The 15,323-nt window shown below is 71.9% G+C and carries 16 protein-coding genes and 3 tRNA genes; 7 read left to right on the forward strand and 12 right to left on the reverse strand.

The window, feature by feature from the left end; genetic code table 11:
* Positions 1-14: 14 nt before the first annotated feature.
* The 4 genes from ABZU52_RS28255 to ABZU52_RS28270 all read right to left on the reverse strand — a co-directional run bounded on the left by ABZU52_RS28255 (position 15) and on the right by ABZU52_RS28270 (position 1,474).
* Positions 15-87: transfer RNA gene (locus tag ABZU52_RS28255), tRNA-Glu, on the reverse strand.
* 196 nt (positions 88-283) lie between these two features.
* A tRNA-Glu gene (locus tag ABZU52_RS28260) sits at positions 284-356 on the reverse strand.
* A 134-nt stretch (positions 357-490) separates the two neighbouring features.
* A tRNA-Gln gene (locus tag ABZU52_RS28265) sits at positions 491-562 on the reverse strand.
* Between the two features lie 108 nt (positions 563-670).
* Entirely contained in the window at positions 671-1,474 is an 804-nt protein-coding gene (locus ABZU52_RS28270) for a fumarylacetoacetate hydrolase family protein (RefSeq protein WP_354974006.1), read from the reverse strand.
* 555 nt (positions 1,475-2,029) lie between these two features.
* On the opposite strand from ABZU52_RS28270, the gene ABZU52_RS28275 reads away from it, so the two are divergent.
* The gene (locus tag ABZU52_RS28275) at positions 2,030-3,238 is read left to right on the forward strand and encodes a hypothetical protein (protein ID WP_354974007.1); all 1,209 of its coding nucleotides are present in this window, start codon (positions 2,030-2,032) and stop codon (positions 3,236-3,238) included.
* Positions 3,239-3,271: 33 nt separating this feature from the next.
* Positions 3,272-4,138, forward strand: a complete 867-nt coding sequence (locus ABZU52_RS28280) for a 3-methyladenine DNA glycosylase (protein ID WP_354974008.1) — start codon at positions 3,272-3,274, stop codon at positions 4,136-4,138.
* A 44-nt stretch (positions 4,139-4,182) separates the two neighbouring features.
* Here the strand turns inward: ABZU52_RS28280 and arfB are convergent, their stop codons facing one another.
* From arfB to ABZU52_RS28315, 7 genes are all read right to left on the reverse strand, one after another.
* Positions 4,183-4,608 carry an alternative ribosome rescue aminoacyl-tRNA hydrolase ArfB gene (arfB, locus tag ABZU52_RS28285; protein WP_354974009.1) on the reverse strand — a complete coding sequence of 142 codons (426 nt, stop codon included), beginning with the start codon at positions 4,606-4,608 and terminating at the stop codon, positions 4,183-4,185.
* 34 nt (positions 4,609-4,642) lie between these two features.
* Positions 4,643-4,939, reverse strand: a complete 297-nt coding sequence (locus ABZU52_RS28290; RefSeq protein ID WP_354974010.1) for a hypothetical protein — start codon at positions 4,937-4,939, stop codon at positions 4,643-4,645.
* Positions 4,940-5,037: 98 nt separating this feature from the next.
* The gene (locus tag ABZU52_RS28295) at positions 5,038-5,907 is read right to left on the reverse strand and encodes a trypsin-like peptidase domain-containing protein (RefSeq protein ID WP_354974011.1); all 870 of its coding nucleotides are present in this window, start codon (positions 5,905-5,907) and stop codon (positions 5,038-5,040) included.
* 37 nt (positions 5,908-5,944) lie between these two features.
* Entirely contained in the window at positions 5,945-6,904 is a 960-nt protein-coding gene (locus tag ABZU52_RS28300; protein WP_354974012.1) for a VWA domain-containing protein, read from the reverse strand.
* Entirely contained in the window at positions 6,901-7,914 is a 1,014-nt protein-coding gene (locus tag ABZU52_RS28305; protein ID WP_354974013.1) for a DUF58 domain-containing protein, read from the reverse strand. Before ABZU52_RS28305 ends, ABZU52_RS28300 begins: the two co-directional genes overlap by 4 nt.
* Positions 7,911-8,960 (reverse strand): MoxR family ATPase, encoded by a 1,050-nt coding sequence (locus ABZU52_RS28310; protein WP_354974014.1) that lies wholly within the window; start codon positions 8,958-8,960, stop codon positions 7,911-7,913. Before ABZU52_RS28310 ends, ABZU52_RS28305 begins: the two co-directional genes overlap by 4 nt.
* 314 nt (positions 8,961-9,274) lie before the next feature.
* Positions 9,275-9,784 (reverse strand): hypothetical protein, encoded by a 510-nt coding sequence (locus tag ABZU52_RS28315; RefSeq protein ID WP_354974015.1) that lies wholly within the window; start codon positions 9,782-9,784, stop codon positions 9,275-9,277.
* 327 nt (positions 9,785-10,111) lie between these two features.
* Here ABZU52_RS28315 and ABZU52_RS28320 point away from each other — a divergent pair, with 327 nt between their 5' ends.
* Positions 10,112-11,104 (forward strand): endonuclease/exonuclease/phosphatase family protein, encoded by a 993-nt coding sequence (locus tag ABZU52_RS28320; RefSeq protein WP_354974021.1) that lies wholly within the window; start codon positions 10,112-10,114, stop codon positions 11,102-11,104.
* A 164-nt stretch (positions 11,105-11,268) separates the two neighbouring features.
* Here the strand turns inward: ABZU52_RS28320 and cimA are convergent, their stop codons facing one another.
* Positions 11,269-12,852 carry a citramalate synthase gene (gene cimA, locus ABZU52_RS28325; RefSeq protein ID WP_354974016.1) on the reverse strand — a complete coding sequence of 528 codons (1,584 nt, stop codon included), beginning with the start codon at positions 12,850-12,852 and terminating at the stop codon, positions 11,269-11,271.
* 315 nt (positions 12,853-13,167) lie between these two features.
* On the opposite strand from cimA, the gene ABZU52_RS28330 reads away from it, so the two are divergent.
* The 4 genes from ABZU52_RS28330 (at position 13,168) to ABZU52_RS28345 (ending at position 15,246) form a co-directional block, all read left to right on the forward strand.
* Positions 13,168-13,350, forward strand: a complete 183-nt coding sequence (locus ABZU52_RS28330; protein ID WP_354974017.1) for a hypothetical protein — start codon at positions 13,168-13,170, stop codon at positions 13,348-13,350.
* Complete coding sequence (locus tag ABZU52_RS28335) at positions 13,347-13,877, forward strand: carboxymuconolactone decarboxylase family protein (RefSeq protein ID WP_354974018.1); 531 nt, start codon at positions 13,347-13,349, stop codon at positions 13,875-13,877. The genes ABZU52_RS28330 and ABZU52_RS28335 overlap by 4 nt, the downstream gene beginning before the upstream one ends.
* 84 nt (positions 13,878-13,961) lie before the next feature.
* Positions 13,962-14,420, forward strand: coding sequence for a PRC-barrel domain containing protein (locus ABZU52_RS28340; protein ID WP_354974019.1), 459 nt, complete (start codon positions 13,962-13,964; stop codon positions 14,418-14,420).
* Between the two features lie 55 nt (positions 14,421-14,475).
* Positions 14,476-15,246 (forward strand): tyrosine-protein phosphatase, encoded by a 771-nt coding sequence (locus ABZU52_RS28345; protein ID WP_354974020.1) that lies wholly within the window; start codon positions 14,476-14,478, stop codon positions 15,244-15,246.
* Positions 15,247-15,323 lie beyond the last annotated feature (77 nt).

The following is a 15,323-nucleotide window of genomic DNA, read 5'->3' on the forward strand; positions in this document are numbered from 1 at the left end:
GGGCCTTTTCGTTGTAGCCCCGACCGGATTCGAACCGGCGCTACCGCCTTGAGAGGGCGGCGTCCTGGGCCACTAGACGACGGGGCCAGAACTTTTCTGTTCACCGCCCTCGCGGGCGGTGCGACTGTAGTCTAGCGGCACCGCACCCGGGCACGAGCGCGGGGTGCGGGGTCGCCCGTGCGCCCGGCAAGGGACCGGCACAAGCCCGGCAACGGACCCGAGCAGACCCGGTGGCGGGCACAAAACAGCCCGCCTCACCAGGTGAGACGGGCTGTGCACAATGTAGCCCCGACCGGATTCGAACCGGCGCTACCGCCTTGAGAGGGCGGCGTCCTGGGCCACTAGACGACGGGGCCAGAACAACTTTTGCTCCCCCACCTTGGCGGCGGAGGAGCTGCACTCTACCGAAGACCACCCTCCGCCCCCCGAGGGGCGGAGTCGAACTCCGTCAGAATCCAGCGTCTGGAAATTCTCGCGAATTCCAGCAGCGCTGGGGTACCAGGACTCGAACCTAGACTAACTGAACCAGAATCAGTCGGGCTGCCAATTACCCCATACCCCATTGGCCCCTTGCGGCGCCGGGAGTGAACTTTACCCTCCCGGCGCCAGCAGGCCAAATCCGATCCCCCCGAACCGCCTGTGAGCTGCGGAAACAGGGGCATCAGACGGATCAGGCGACGGGAACCACCGGGTTGGTGAGTTCGCCGATGCCGTCGATCCGCACCGTGACCGTATCCCCCTCGACAAGCGGGCTAACCCCGGCCGGAGTGCCGGTGAGAACGACGTCGCCGGGCAGCAGAGTCATCACGTGCGAGATGTACGACACCAGGCCGGGCACGTCGAAGACCATGTCCTTCGTCCGGCCGAGCTGGCGTACCTCCATCTCCTCCGGGTTGCGACCCACCTCACACCGGATCTCCAGGTCGGAGACGTCCAGCCCGGTGGTGATCCACGGGCCGATCGGGCAGAACGAGTCGAAACCCTTGGCCCGGGTCCACTGCCCGTCCGAACGCTGGAGGTCCCGGGCGGTGACGTCGTTGGCGCAGGTGTAGCCGAAGATGGCGCGTTCGGCGGCGGCGCGGTCGGCGCGGCGCGCGCCCGGCGCCCCGATCACGACCGCCAGCTCCGCCTCGTGCTCGACCTGCTGGGAGAAGATCGGCAGTCGGATGGCGTCGCGGGGGCCGATCACCGAGGTGGACGGCTTGAGGAAGAGCAGCGGCTCCTTGGGCACGTCGTTGCCGAGCTCGGCGGCGTGGTCGGCGTAGTTGCGACCGACACAGACCACCTTGCTGGGCAGGATCGGCGAGAGCAGCCGAACGTCGGAGAGGGCCCACCGGGCCCCACTGAAGGCGAGCTTGCCGAACGGGTGGCCGTCGATCTCGGCGATGGTCAGGGCCTCCGGCCCGGCCCCCGCTTCGCCTTCGACGGCACCGAACGACATTCCCTTGGCATGGGCGAAACGAGCGATACGCACCTGGCCAATCTAGCCCCGTCGGCACCCCGACCGGCCAGGACCGGCCGTCGGGTGTGCTCAACCCGTCAGCGCGCGGCACCCTACCGGAGCAGGAGGTGACCGGGGCGGGCTTCCCGATTTCGTACCCGCACGGAGGCGGCTCGCCCCTAGCGTCGGCTCCGGAGGTTCGTTCGTATGCCTGCATCGACACGACACCACAGAGCCCTCGCAGTGTTCGTGCACTGCCTCGGCATCCTCGCCGCCGTGCCGGCCCTGCCTGCGGCGGCTCCGGAGGCGGCGGCCACGCCACGACCACCGGCCGCCACGCCACAACCACCGGCCGCCACGCCACAACCACCGGCCGCCACGCCACAACCACCGGCCGCCACGCCACAACCAACGGCCGCCACAGCGCGACCACCGGCCGCCACAGAACGGCCGCCGTCCGCGGCCACACCAAGGCCCGGCGACCCACGGCACGGCGACCCACGGCACGGCGACTCACGGCCGGCGGCGCCGGAGGCGTCCGCGGTCGGCCCAGCGGCCACCCGGCCACCGGTGGCGATGGTGGCGCGGGTGACCGAGCCCACCCCGCCCTCGGCGCCACCGGCGATGGCACCGCCGTCCCGGGCACCGGCGTCGGCGCCCCCGCAACAGGTCACGGTGGCGGTCGCGACGGAGAGCAGCCCGGCACCGAAATACCGGATCCAGGTACGCAACGTGAGCAACTCGCCGCTCGACACCACAGTGCGTCAGGAACTGCCGCCCGGCTCCACGACGACCGCGATCAGCGGTGGTGGCCGGTCCACCCCGGCCGGCGGATCGACACGCGAGGTGACCTGGCGGTTGCGGCTGCCCGCGCACAGCACCACCACGCTGGGCACCGCGCTCGGCGCGACCGCGCCGGGCCGGCCGCTGACCGCGCCGACCTGCGCGTTCACCAGCGACGGCACTCGGCCGTACGACTGCGCCACGGCCACCTGGCAGACGGCGGCGGTACCGGCGGCCAAGGTGACCGAGGCGCCGGTCTGGCGCCGCTACCCGGTGCTGCTCGCCGGCCTGGCGGTCCTGCTGGTGATCAGCGCCGCCCTGGTGTGGGTGTGGGTGTGGCGGCGTCGGCGCGGGCGTCGGGTGACGGCCGCCGCGCTGTCCACCGGCGGCGGCGCCGAGGGTGACCGCGGGACGATCTATCCGCGACCGGCAGCGCCGAGCCCGGTGCACCGTCGACGTACCCCGCCGGTCTGGATGTTGGTGGGCGCCGCCGTCGTGGTGCTGGCCGGCGTCGTCGCCACCGCGGGTTGGACAGCGACCCGGCGGGTCCCGTCGATCGACACGCAGAAGCAGCCCACCAGCGGCGCGTGGATGGGCACCGGGGTCACCGGGTCACTGGGCGTGCCGCTGCGCGAGTCGGCGTTCGAGTTCACCGTGTACCGGATGATCTGTGGCGCACCCGGCACCGCGGGCAAGCCCGACGGCGGTGGCGCCGCGCCGGCCAACGGCCGACGCTGCGAGGCCACCGTGGGGGTGCGCAACGTTACCGGCGACCACCAGCCCTGGCACAGCGAGCTGCAACGGGCGTACCTGCCCGGCGGGCGCTGGGTGAGCACCGACGAGTCGGCCACCCGGACGGCGAACCTGGGTCGGGACGTCTTCGCCGCCCCGATGGCGGCGGGCACCCGGATGGTGCTCCCGCTGGTCTTCACCGTCGACGGGCGGGACCCGCCCCAGCAGCTGGAGCTGCGCAGCGGGGTGTTCTCCGCCGGCGTCCGGGTGCAGATGCCCTGACCGGTGCGCGGGCGGCGGTCGTACCCTGGGTGCGTGACCGCCGCCCTCGCCCCCGCCGTGCTCGACGTGGCGCAGTGGCAGGCCCGCCGTCGAGCCCACGAGGAGCGGGTGGATGTCTGGCTGACCCCGCACCTGGCCCGGCGACGACGCGGTGAGCGGCATCCGGTGGCCGACTTCCTGTTCACCTACTACTCGCACCGCCCGGCCCAGCTGCGTCGCTGGCATCCGGGGCCCGGGGTCGAGCTGCGCGACGCCGATCCGGCCGAGTTCGGCCGCGACTACCGCGCCAGCACCGCCGGGGTCACCCTCGACACCGACGGGGTACGCGCGCGGCGCGGCGAGTCGATCGCCTGGATCCGTTCGCTGCTGACGGCGACGCGTGGACGGGCACCGCACTTCGGCTGCTTCGGCATGCACGAGTGGGCGATGGTCTACCGGCAGACCCGGGAGGAGTTGCGGCACAACGCCTGGCCGCTGCGGCTGAGCGCGGAGCGCACCGCCGCGGTCGTCGAGGAGCGGGGCGTGCGGTGCAGCCACTTCGACGCGTTCCGGTTCTTCACCCCGCCGGCCCGCCCGTTGAACCTGCTCACCCCGACCCGGGAGACGCAGCACGCACACGAGCAGCCGGGCTGCCTGCACGCCAACATGGATCTGTACAAGTGGGCGTACAAGCTGTCGCCGTTGGCCCCCTCGGAGCTGGTGGCCGACGCGTTCGAGCTGGCCCGGGACATCCGCACGCTGGACATGCGGGCCAGCCCGTACGACCTGGCGGCGCTCGGCTACCCGCCGGTGCGGGTGGAGACTCCGGACGGCCGGGCGGAGTACGCGGCGGCGCAGCGCGCGTTCGCCGAGCGGGCCGCGGTGCTGCGCGACCGGCTGCTCGCCGCCGTCCCGGCCTGAGCCAGGACCGCCAGGCTGGTCGGGCCGGCTTCGCGGCGGTGCCACTAGTCGTCGTCGGCGCGGCGGTCCCGTTTGCGCTGGGATTGGCGTTTCTTCTCGGCCAGCCGACGTTCCTTGGCCCCACGGGACGGGCGGGTTGCTCGGCGCGGCGGTGGTGGAGGTGCGGCGGCCTCCCGCAGCAGCGCGGTCATCCGTTCCCGGGCCGCCTCCCGGTTGGCCAGTTGAGCCCGGTGCTCGCTGGCGGCGATCGTCAGCACCCCGTCGACGAGCCGGTTGGCCAACCGAGCCAGCGCCCGCGACCGCAACCACTCGGGCACGGCCGGCGAGTTGGCCAGGTCGTAGCTCAACTCGACCCGGGAGTCCGCGGTGTTCACGCCCTGCCCGCCAGGCCCCGACGAGCGGGAGAAGCGCTCCCGCAACTCCCCGGCGGGGACGACCCACCGGTCGGTCACCCGCAGTCCGTCGTCCACGCCCCGAGGCTAACCCGCCACGGCCTGCCGCGCGTCATCGATGCGGAGGCTCACTCTGGGTTGGGGACTGGCTGGGCGCCGGTCCGGCGGACTCCTCGTCGGAGCCGACTGCCGCGTACGCCACCGCGCCGAAGAGCAGCAGCCCGATCACCGCGGCCTTCACGACGACGCCGCGGATCAGCGACCAGGCGCCTCGACGGGCGCCCGGCACCGACTTCTTGACGGTCTGGTAGTCGTTCCACCCGCGACGTGCCCGGGCGTACGCCGACCCCACTGCACATCCGATGACCAGGCCCACCAGCAGGAGGACCGTAAGAAGAGGACGCTCCACCTCCGCCAGTATCCATACCGGCCGTAATATTTCCATGGTTCGATGCCATTCGGCCGGATATCTGACAGTGGTAGCCCCGGTAGGGGCGTTCGAGCAGCTCAGCCACCCTTGCCGATGATCGTGTCGGCGGTCTGCTGCACCTGTTCGATTGGGATGGCGAACCCGATGCCGATCGACCCGTTTCCGTCGATGGTGGCGATGGCGGTGTTCACCCCGACCACCTCCCCGCGCGCGTTGACCAGTGGCCCGCCGGAGTTGCCGGGGTTGATGGACGCGTCGGTCTGCACCGCCGTGTGCCGGTTGTTGCCCAGCCGCACCTGCCGGTTCAGCGCGCTGACGATGCCGGCGGTGACCGTGCCGGCCAGACCGAGTGGCGAACCCACCGCGAGCACCGGCTCACCGACCCGGGTCGCGCCCGGCTTGGCCAGGGGCAGCGGGGTGAGACCGGCCGATGCCGGAACCTTCAGCACCGCCAGGTCGCTGCGGGGCTCCCGTCCGACCACCTCGGCGGCGAACCGCCGGCCGTCGGGCAGTTCCACTGTCACCGGACCGCCACCCCCCTTGGCCAGGATGTGGTCGTTGGTGATCAGGTGCTGCTGATCATCCACGGCGAAGCCGGAGCCGGTCGCGGACCCGCCGGACGTGGAGCCGCTGGTCGCGCCGCCGGCCAGCACCGACACCACCCCGGGTACGGTCCGCTCGGCCGCGGTGACCAGTTCGGCCGGCACCGGGGCGGCGGACGCGGCGGCTGGGCCTCCAGCCCCGTCCCGGCTGGCCACCACGCCACCGGCGACCGCGCCGGAGACGGCGGAGATCGCCACCACGGCCAGCACGGCGAGCAGCCGCCCAGGCCGTCGCCCGCCCGGGTCGCGCTCGGGGGCGTCCCACCACCCGCGCCCGTCCGGGTCGAGTTCCGGCGAGATGAACCAGGGACCGCGCGGTTCGCCCAGTCCGGTCTGCACTGCCATGCGTACTCCTCACGGTCGACGTCGGTTGTGCGCGGTGTCAGGGCAGTCGGGAGAACCAGCGCATCGAGCCGGCGGCGGCGCCCATCGCGAACACCAGCCCGAGGCCGATGAAGCGGGCCGAGACGTCCTGCCGCTCGGTGCGGTAGCCGACCGAGCTGCCGATGTCGTCGTAGACAGCGCGCAGCTCGTCGGTGGTGCTGGCCTCGTGGAACATTCCGCCGGTCTCCTCGGCGACCGCCTTGAGGGTCTGCCCGTCCACCGGCACCTGGATGGGCCGTCCACCCCGGTCGACGAACCCGGACGGGGTGCCGAACGAGATCGAGTGCACCGGCACCTCCGCCGCCACCGCCTCCGCGGCCGCCTCCATCGGGTCCATCCCGGAGGTGTTGGCGCCGTCGGAGAGCAGGATGATCCGGGCCGGCGGCGGTTCCTTCGCGGCTGCGCTGTCCAGGCTCTTGACCGCGCCGAGCGAGGTGTTGATGGCCTCGCCGATCGCGGTGCCCTGCACGCCGGTGATCCCCTCGGCGAGTCGACCGATCCCCTCGTCGAGGGCGCCCCGGTCGGTGCCCGGGGGCACCAGCACGGCGGCGCTGCCGGCGAATGCGACGAGACCCACGTTGAACTCGTCGGGCAGGCCCTGGACGAAGCGCCGGGCCGCCTCCTTGGCCGCGGCCAGCCGGTCGGGTTCGACGTCGGTGGCGAGCATCGAGGTGGAGACGTCCACCGCCACCATCACGGTGGCCCGTTCCCGGGGCACCCGGACCTCGGCGCTCGGACGGGCGAAGCCGACCACGAGCAGCGCCAGCATGGCCAGGAAGAGCCCGGCCGGTACGTGCCGTCGCCAGGCGGGCCGTTGCGGCGCCACCCGGTCCAGCAGCCGCAGGTTGGTGAAGCGGACCGCGTACCGGCTGCGCCGCCGCTGCATCACCAGGTACGCGACGACCAGGGCGAGCACGCCGAGCAGCAGCCAGAGTCGCAGCGGCGACTCCCAGTTCACGCGGCACCTCCCCGGGGCTGGCCGGCCGGCGCGGCGGCCAGCCGACGTTGGGCGTGTACGTGCCGGACAATGTCCGCGCTCCAGTCCCCATCGGTGCGCAGCGGCAGATGGGTGGCGCCACTGCGCCGCAACGCCTGGTGGACCTGTTCGCGTTGGGCGGCCGCGGCGGCGGCGTACCGCTCGCGCAGCCCACGGTCCGATGTGCACACCTCGCGGTGCCGACCGGTCTCCGGGTCGACGAGCGTGATCAGGCCGACGTCCGGTAGTTCCAGCTCACGCGGGTCGGTCACCTCGATCGCCAGCACCTGGTGCCGGACGGCAAGCCGGCGCATGGTGCGCTCCCAGGGCGCCGACTGGCTGGGTTCGTCGGGCAGGCCGTCGAGGAAGTCGGAGACCACCACCACCAGCCCGCGCCGGTTGGCGACCCGGTGCAGCCCGTCGAGCCCGTCGGCCAGGTCGGGCGGCCGGGGGGTCGGCCCGCGCCCCGGCCGGTCGGCGGGCGCGGTGGCCCGCGGGGCGGCGAGCAGCGCACGGAGCAGGGCGAGCAGGTGGGTACGCCCGCTGCGGGCCGGGAAGCGGCGTACCCCGTCGGCGCGCAGCACCTGGGCGCCGAGGCGGTTGCCGACGCCTGCGGTCAGGAAACCGACCGCCGCGACGGCGGCCACCGCCAGTTCCCGTTTGTCCAGCTCGGCGGTGCCGAACTCCATGCTGGCGCTGCCGTCGACGAGCAGCCAGGTGGTCAGTTCCCGGTCGGCGTCGACCTGTCGGACGTGTGGCACGGCGGTCCGGGCGGTCACCGCCCAGTCCATCCGGCGGACCTCGTCCTCGCCCGGCCGGTACTCGCGACTGCCGGACGGTTCACTGCCCGGACCGGGCAGCAGACCGCGGTACTGGCCGTGCAGCAGGCCGTTCAGTCGGCGCGTGACGGTCAGCTCCAGGCGGCGCAGGCGCTGGTCCGGGGCCAGCTCGGCCAGGCCGGGGTCGGCGGGCGCGACGGTCGCGCGTCTCATGCCGCCGCCAGGTCCGGTGCCTGCTGCGGGTGTCCGGTGGCCAGCCGGGGCGGCGGCACCGCCTCGACCAGCCGGCGTACCACGCTCTCGGCGGACACCCCGTCGGCCACCGCGTCGAAGGAGAGCACCAGCCGGTGGGCGAGGACGTCGACGGCCAGGTCCCGGACGTCCTCGGGCAGCACGTACTCCCGCCCCCGCAGCAGGGCCTGTGCCCGGGCCGCCGCGACCAGACCCAGGGTGGCCCGCGGGCTGGCCCCGTACGCCAGCAGCGGGGCGATCTCCGGCAGCCCGAACCGACCCGGGTCGCGGGTGGCGAGGATCAGCCGCACCACGTACTCGGCCAACGCGTGGTGGACGAAGACCCGCTCGGCGTGGGCCTGGAGGTCTCGCAGCCGTTGCGCGTCGAGCACCTGGCGTGGGCTCGGCCGGTCGGTGCTCATCCGGTAGAGGATGGCCAGTTCGTCGGCGTCGCTGGGGTAGTCGACCACCACCTTCATCAGGAACCGGTCGCGCTGCGCCTCCGGGAGCTGGTAGACCCCCTCGGATTCGATCGGGTTCTGGGTGGCCAGCACCAGGAACGGTTCCGGGACCGGCCAGCTGCGCCCGCCGATCGAGACCTGCCGTTCGGCCATCGCCTCCAGCAGCGCCGACTGGACCTTGGCCGGGGCCCGGTTGATCTCGTCGGCCAGCACCAGGTTGGCCATGATCGGGCCCAGCTCGATGTCGAAGGTTTCCTTGGACGCCCGGTAGATCCGGGTGCCGACGATGTCGGAGGGCACCAGGTCCGGGGTGAACTGGATCCGGGAGAAGGTGCCGCCGACCACTGTCGCGAGGGTCTGCGCGGCCAGTGTCTTGGCCACGCCGGGCACCCCCTCCAGGAGGCAGTGTCCATTGGCGACCAGGGCGGTGAGCAGGCGTTCGACGAGGCGGTCCTGCCCGACGATCACACGTTTGACCTCGAAGAGGGTCTGTTCCAGCTCGATGCCGGTCGGCTCCGGATCGACCGGGCTGGGCATGCTGGCCAGGGTGTCCGAGATGTCCGTCACGGTGCTTGCTTCCCGGGCACACGCCCGGCAAACGTCGGATTGTGCGGCCCGGACCGGCCTGGAGTGGCCGGAACGGGGATGAGCCGCGCGGAAGGGTGACGACCATCGCGAGCCCGTCGAGGAGGGCACGACAGTCGGGTGACCGCCCACGGGGTACCCGACCGGCATGAACAGGGCGAGGAGGGCCCTCATGGGTGGCGACCGGATACCGAGTGGATCAAGACTGGGCACGGGCTGACCGCGGCACAGCGAGCGGACCGGGGCCGGCCCCCGCGCCGTAGGCGACGGGGGCCGGGTGTCGGGTGTCGGTTCGGTCAGAATGTGTGAGTGTGCAGGATGAAGCCCCGGTCGGCCGGGACGCCGAACGAGTTGCGGGTCTGGATGAAGACGCCGTTGGGCGTGCCCAGCCGCGGAGCGACCGAGACCTCGCCGGCCGGCGGGATGCAGCAGGAGTCGGACCGGGAGAGGGTTGCCACGAAGGCACCGCCCGAGACGACGAAGCCGAACCGCACCTCGTACTGACCGGGGCCGAACTTGATCACGGTGCCGTCGCCGCGTGCCTTGGTGCCGTTGGCGTTGACGACGGTGAAGGAGTCGGTGGCCACCAGCGGGGTGACCTCACCCGCCTTCAGCAGGGCCTTGGCCTGGCGCGCCGACTCGGCGCTGACCGGCGGCTGACTGCTCGTGTCGGGTGCCGCCGGCTGGACGGCCTCTTGCGGCGCCTTCGCGGACGGCTGGGCGAGAGCGACGCCCCCGCCGGCCAGGCTGAGCGCCAGGACGGCGAATGTGACCGCCGCCGCCTTACGTCGGAAGAAAGTACTCATGACAGGTCCCCCTTGTGTGACCGTGCGAATTCGGCCGACCCGCGGGGCGGGACGGATGACTGCCCATAATGAGGAGTACGACGACAACGGGGGTGCGGGAAGGCTGACTCACTTACACCCGACGAGGTTGATTACTCAACGATCTGCACCCCATCTGAGCTGGGCTTACTACTCAGAGTTACGCCGTTTGAACCAGATGGAACGTAGCACCGGAAAAAGCCGCCAGTCAATAGTTGATCTCGCTTTTTCGAGGTGTCAGCCAACCGTCAGGTAATTGTGAAATGTGAGCGCATCACCATTCATGAAATGAGTTCGCCGTACCCAACTATGATCACCGTCGTGATCGTCGACGCTCCTTCCGCGTACCGAAATGTCGGCACGGTGCTCTGTTGGCTGGCCGCCGCACCCACAGCCCTCTGGGCCGCGATCCGGCTGCTCGGCCTGGACCGGGGGCCGTTGGTGCAGGCGCTCGCCTTCACGCCGTACATCGCGGGGGCCAGCGTGCTGGTCCTGGCCCTCGCGCTCGCCCTGCGGCGCTGGTGGCCGGCGGCGCTCGCGGCCCTGGCGGCGGTGGCGTTGCTCAGCACCGTCGCGCCTCGGGCGCTGGCCAACCCGCAGCCGGCGGCGGCCGGGCCGACCGTGCGGCTGCTCACCGCCAACCTGCTCGCCGGCGCCGGCGACGCGCGGACGCTTGTGGAGCTGGTCCGACGACACAGGATCGACGTGCTCACCGTGCAGGAATTCACGCCGGACGCGCAGACCGCTTTGGATCAGCTCGGCCTCGACACGCTGCTGCCGCACCGGCAGCTCAACCCGGAGATCGGCACCGCCGGCTCCGGGCTCTACTCGCGGTGGCCGATCACCGACGTCGGCGTCCGGCGCAACCTCAACGGTTGGGGCTTCACCCAGGTGTACGCGACCGTGTCCGTGCCCGGCGGGCCCCCGGTCCGCGTCGAGTCGGCCCACCCGTCAGCGCCGTACGCGCTGGACCAGGTGAGCGCCTGGCGTGCCGACCTGACCGCCCAACCAGCGGCCACCCCGGGTGGTGCCCTGCGGATCCTCGCCGGGGACTTCAACGCCACCCTCGACCACAGTCCACTGCGGGCCCTGCTGCGCACCGGTTACGTCGACGCCGCCGACGCCGCCGGAGAGGGCCTGACCGGCACCTGGGGTCCGTACGACGGCGACCTCATCCCACCCGTCACCATCGACCACATCCTGGTCGACCGCCGCATAGCGGTCCACTCGGTAGAGGTGCTGAACCTCCCCAACAGCGACCACCGCCCGGTCCAAGCCACCCTCACCCTCCCCACCCCCTAACCCCTCCCTGCCCACCCCTCCCTGCCCGCGTCGATCATGGAGTTGTGGTGGGCGCTTTGGACACAGAAGCACGATACGTACACCACCACAACTGCATGATCGACGCGGGCGGGGTGGGGGGTGCGGGGGTGGGGACGGGGTGGGGTGGGGTGGGGTGGGGTGGGTTAGACGCGGGCGGGGGCCAGGCCGTAGGTGAGGGCGTCCACCAGGGCGTGCCAGCTGGCCTCGACCACGTTGGGGTGGACGCCGACCGTGGTCCAGTCACGGCCGCCACTGCCGGAGGTTTCCAACAGCACCCGGGTGACCGCGCCGGTGCCGTGGCTGCCCTCCAGGATGCGCACCTTGTAGTCGGCCAACTCGAAGTCGCGCAGTTGGGGATAGTGCTGCGCGAGCCCCACCCGCAGCGCCTCGTCGAGCGCGTTGACCGGGCCGTTGCCCTCGGCGGTGGCGATCACCCGCTCACCGCGTACCCGGATCTTGACGGTCGCCTCCGAGACCACCGCACCGTCCTCCCGGTGCTCGACCAACACGCGGTACGACTCCAGGGTGAACGGTCGGGCCGGGCTGCCCTCCGGCAGTTCGGAGCGGACCAGCAACTCGAAGGACGCGTCGGCCGCCTCGAAGGACCAGCCACCCGCCTCCAACTCCTTGACCCGCTTGGTGACCCGGGTCAGCGCCTCCGGGCTGCCGGCCAGGTCCAGGCCGAGCTCACGACTCTTGAGCTCGACGCTGGCCCGACCGGCCATCTCGGTGACCAGGATCCGCATGTCGTTGCCCACCACCGACGGGTCCACGTGGTTGTAGAGCAACGGGTCGACCTTGATCGCGCTCGCGTGCAACCCGGCCTTGTGGGCGAAGGCAGCGGCCCCGGCGTACGCCTGGTGGGTGTCGGGGGCGATGTTGGCGATCTCGGCGATGGCGTGCGAGACCCGCACCATCTGCGCCAGGCAGCCCTCCGGTAGGACGGGCATGCCCAGCTTGAGTTCGAGGTTGGCGACGACCGCGAAGATGTCGGCGTTACCCGGGCGTTCGCCGTACCCGTTGGCGGTGCCCTGCACGTGGCGGACGCCCGCCTCCACGGCGGCGATCGTGTTGGCCACCGCGCAGGAGGTGTCGTTCTGGGCGTGCATACCGAGCAGCCCGGCGTCGATCCCCAGCCTCTCGGTCAGGTCGCGGATCACGGCGGTCACCTGGGACGGCAGCATGCCGCCGTTGGTGTCGCAGAGCACCATCCGCTCGGCCCCGGCGGCCAGCGCGGTCTGCACCACCGCCGCCCCGTACGCGGGATCGTGCCGGTAGCCGTCGAAGAAGTGTTCGCCGTCGACGAAGACCCGCCGACCCTCGCGGACGAGGTGGTCGACCGTGTCGTGGATCATCGCCAGGTTCTCCGCGCCGGTGGTGCGCAACGCACGCTCGACGTGCCGGGTGTCGGCCTTGGCGACCAGGGCCACCGCCGGGGTCTGCGCGTCCAGCAGGGCGCGCACCTGGGGGTCGTCCGCGACCGGAACACCGGCCTTGCGGGTGGCACCGAACGCGACGAGCACGGCGTGCCGCAGGTCCAGCTCGGTGCGGGCGCGACGGAAGAACTCGGTGTCCTTGGGCACCGCGCCCGGCCAGCCGCCCTCGATGAAGCCGACGCCGAACTCGTCGAGCAGCCGGGCCACGGCCAGCTTGTCGACCACCGAGTAGGTGAGCCCCTCGCGCTGGGCGCCGTCGCGCAACGTGGTGTCGAAGACCTGGAACGTCATCAGGATCCTTTCTCGGAGCAACAAAAAGACCTCCCGCGGATGCGGGAGGTCTGCGCGCTCGGCGGAGGGAGAGCCGGCGCGCTAGGTCGCAATAATCAGGGCGGTGCTGGTCACGATGGCTACTCTGCCACCCTGTGCCAAATATGGGAGGAAGAATCCACATAGCGAGATGGTGACGGAGGGTTCGCGCACCCCGAGCCGTCGCTCGTGATCGGCTTCACAAGCCACCACTGCCACTCATCGGCGGAATCAGCCATGCGGAAGCATCTGGAACGGATCCGATGACGGCCACCGTGCCGTCGGCAAGGAGGACCTGTGCTCACCGTCAGTGACCGCTTACCTGAGCACAGACTCACCGCCTGCGTATCGCTGGGCGCCAACAACGCGTCCAGGACGATCAACCACACGTCCCACGAGGGCACGTGGCGTCTGGTCTTCGTCGGGCCGATGGACTTCACCTCCATCAGCCCGACGGAGATCGCCGGGGGCCGACCATGAGCCTGGACGCGATCATGGCCGCGCTGCCGGAGTACGCCAGGGACATCAGACTCAACCTGGGCTCCACCATCGGCGCCTCGACGTTGACCCCGGCGCAGACCTGGGGCACCGCGCTGGCCTGCGCGGTGGCCGCCCGCAACCCGGTGGTGCTGCGGGAGATCGCGGCCGAGGCGCTCGGGCACCTCGGGCCGGACGGGGTCGAGGCGGCCAAGGGCGCCGCGGCGATCATGGCGATGACCAACATCTACTACCGGGCCACGCACCTCATCGGCGACGAGCAGTACGCCTCGATGCCAGCCCGCCTGCGAATGCAGATCGTCGCGAGGCCGGGAGTGGACAAAAGCGACTTCAAGCTCTGGTGCCTCGCCGTGTCGGCCATCAACGGCTGCGATGTGTGCCTGGAGGCGCACGAGAAGGCGCTGCGCGGCGGCGGTTTCACCCGGGAGCAGGTGCACGACGCCCTGCGGATCTCCGCCGTGGTGCACGCCGCGGCGGTCACCCTGGACGCCGAGGCCGCGCTGGCCTGAGGCCGCTCGCCGTTTCCGACCCCCGACGGCCGGGTAGCTCCTGCGCAGAGATGAGTTGATCGGTGACAGTCAGGAGTGAACGGCATGGACAGGATCGATCCGCACGCCACCCACGCCGGGCCGGACCCGCTACGCGGCGGCGACCAGGGCCTGGTGCCCGGCGGCGCGCCGGCCGGCACGTTCGACCCCTGGCGCTACCGCGACCAGGCCGGCGTGGCCGACGCCGACCTGGTCGGCTACAAGGTCGAGGCCACCGACGGTGGAGTTGGCAGAATCGACAGCGCCAGCCACGAGGTGGGCGGCAGCTACCTGGTCGTGGACACCGGCCCCTGGATCTTCGGCAAGAAGGTGATGCTGCCGGCCGGGACCGTCAACCAGGTCGACCACGACCAGCGCACCGTCTCCGTCGACCGGACCCGGGACCAGATCAAGGCCGCCCCGGAGTACGACGAGACCAGCCACAGCGACCCGAGCTACCGGGATCAGCTGGGCGGCTACTACGACGAGACGTACGGCGCGCTTCCGCCCGGCACGGCACGCTGACGGTTCGACCCGACGGCCGGTGGGGCGCGACCCCACCGGCCGTTACCGTGTGAACGTGGACGTCACCGAGGACAACAGCCAGCTCTCGCTCCCCGCCACCTTCAACTTCCGCGACGTCGGTGGCTATGTCGGCCACGACGACCGGGCCGTACGCCGAGGCCGGCTCTACCGCTCCGACTCGCTGCACCGCCTCACGGAGCAGGACCAGGACGCGTTCGCCGCGATCGGCATCCGCACCGTCATCGACCTGCGCCGCCCCACCGAGGTGGAGCGGGACGGCCGGGTGCCGTCGTACCAGGGGCTGACCTACCGGCACATCCACCCGGAGCACGACGACTGGGCGGGTACGCCGCACGTGGAGGGCGCGAGCCTGGCCCGATACCTCGCGGACCGGTATGCCGACCTGGCCCAGACCGGCAGCGCCGGGCTGGCCGAGGCGGTCGGGCTGATCGCTGACTCCGCCAACGCCCCGGTGGTGGTGCACTGCGTCGCCGGCAAGGACCGCACCGGCATCGTCTGCGCGCTGACCCTCGCCGTGCTCGGAGTCGACGACGCGGACATCACCGCGGACTACGCGCTGAGCAGCGAGGCGTCCGCGCGGTACAGCGCCTGGTTGGCCTCCATCACCCCGGGCGGTGTGGACGTGCCGGCGCCGTTCCTGGCCTCACCCGCCGAGGCGATGCAGATCTTCCTGGACGAGCTGCGTGCGGGCCACGGCTCGGTCGAGGCGTACCTGCGCCACGCCGGGGTGACCGACGAGCAGCTCGCCGCGCTCCGCGACCACCTGCTCGACGAGCCCACCACGGCGAAGCCCACCGACGCGTAGGACCGACTGCGCCGGGCCGGGCGGCGGGGGGGGGGGGGGGCGGGTGGGGGGGGGGTATACCCCCGGGTCCCCGCCCG

The organism is Micromonospora sp. NPDC005220 (assembly GCF_040607895.1).
In the GTDB taxonomy this organism is placed as follows: Bacteria; Actinomycetota; Actinomycetes; order Mycobacteriales; family Micromonosporaceae; genus Micromonospora.